The organism is Chlorobium sp. N1 (assembly GCF_004332115.1).
Classification (GTDB): Bacteria; Bacteroidota; Chlorobiia; order Chlorobiales; family Chlorobiaceae; genus Chlorobium.
In genome coordinates this window covers 1-1,629 of record NZ_SJPA01000032.1, presented here as the reverse complement: position 1 = coordinate 1,629, position 1,629 = coordinate 1, and the positions used below count along the sequence as shown (strand labels likewise).

1 protein-coding gene is annotated in these 1,629 nt (G+C 57.0%); it reads left to right on the top strand.

The features are described from left to right. The first annotated feature begins 123 nt into the window (after positions 1–123). Entirely contained in the window at positions 124–1,611 is a 1,488-nt protein-coding gene (locus E0L29_RS11420) for an IS5 family transposase (protein WP_131359208.1), read from the top strand. The last annotated feature ends 18 nt before the right edge of the window (positions 1,612–1,629 follow it).

Below are 1,629 nucleotides of genomic sequence, written 5' to 3'. Positions count from 1 at the left end.
GGGCTTGCTGAATAATGGCCAAATCATTCTATAGCAATGAATTAAGCGGTATTTTCCGTATCTTGAGTGCAAGGAAAAGCCTTAAAAAGCCCCAAAAACCTTGCACCTCGATACCGCCGATTCATGTACCAGCCGAAGTTTCATCAGCTCACGTTCGAAAATTTCCATCTGCCGTTCGGCGGTAAACTCGATCCGGAAAACCGGTGGGTGAGGCTCGCTGACGTAATTCCCTGGCATGTCGCCGAGACGATGTATGCCAAAAACTTCATGTCGAAACGAGGCGCTCCGGCACTGACGGTCCGCATGGCGCTGGGGTCACTCATCATCAAGGAGAAGCTCGGCCTTTCGGATATCGAGACGGTCGAACAGATCAAGGAGAACCCGTATCTCCAGTTCTTCATCGGTCTTGAAACGTACCAGCATGCAGCGCCCTTCGATGCCTCGATGCTGACGCACTTCCGCAAACGCCTGAAGCATACCGATCTCGGTGCGCTGCAGGAGGAACTCCTGCAGCGACACCTGGCTGAAGAGCGAAAGAGGGCGGAGGCCAAGGATCAGGATGACGACGGAAATGACGGTCCCCCTGCCAACAAGGGCAAACTCATCGTCGATGCCACCTGTGCTCCGGCAGACATCGCCTATCCGACGGATATCAGCCTTTTGAACGACGCCCGCGAGAAGACCGAACGCATCATCGATAAGCTGTGCGAGATGCACCCGGAAGGCGTCGCAAAGCCCAGGATGTCCCGCCGGACAGCAAGGAAGGACTTCCTTGCTGTCGGCATGAAGAAGAGCCTCTCGAGGAAGGCCCTTCGCAAAGGCCTACGCAAGCAGCTGAGTTATCTCAGGAGGAACCTGCAATACATCGGTAGCCTGTCCGCCTCGGTTTCGCTGACGGTCCTCTCGAAGCGCCTGTATCGCGACCTGCTGGTGATCGACGAACTGTATCGGCAGCAGCTGGAAATGTACAAGACCGAGAAGAAGAGCGTCAGCGACCGGATCGTCAGCATCAGCCAGCCGCATATCAGGCCGATCGTACGGGGCAAGGCCGCAGCCAAGACAGAGTTCGGCATGAAGCTCTCGATCAGTGTTGTCGACGGCATCAGCCTGCCGGAGAGGATGAGCTGGAACGCCTACAACGAAGGTTGCGATCTGGTGCGGGATATCGAGCGGTACCGCGAGCGATACGGCTACTATCCCGAATCGGTCCATGCCGACAAGATCTACCGGACGCTGGCCAACCGGATGTGGTGCAAAGAGCGAGATATCAGGCTGAGCGGCGTGCCGCTCGGGCGGCCCCCGAAGGATGTTGAGAAGAACCGGGCCCGCCGGCGGCAGATCAGGGAAGACGAAGGAGTCCGGAACGCAGTTGAAGGCATGTTCGGTAAGGCGAAGCGCCGGTACGGACTTGCCAGGGTGATGGCAAGGCTTGCTGAGAGCAGCCTGAGCGTGGTATCGATCACGTTCCTCGTGATGAACCTGGATCGGCTGCTCGCCGCTCCTTTTTTGCGCCTGTTCGAATGGCTCCTTTTGGAGCTTGACGTAATCAGAAATTCGTTCGTGTGGTCACCTTCCCGAACGGTGATTGAGTGCCGCTCGGCGATGGCTTGAATTCTTCAGCAACCCCTA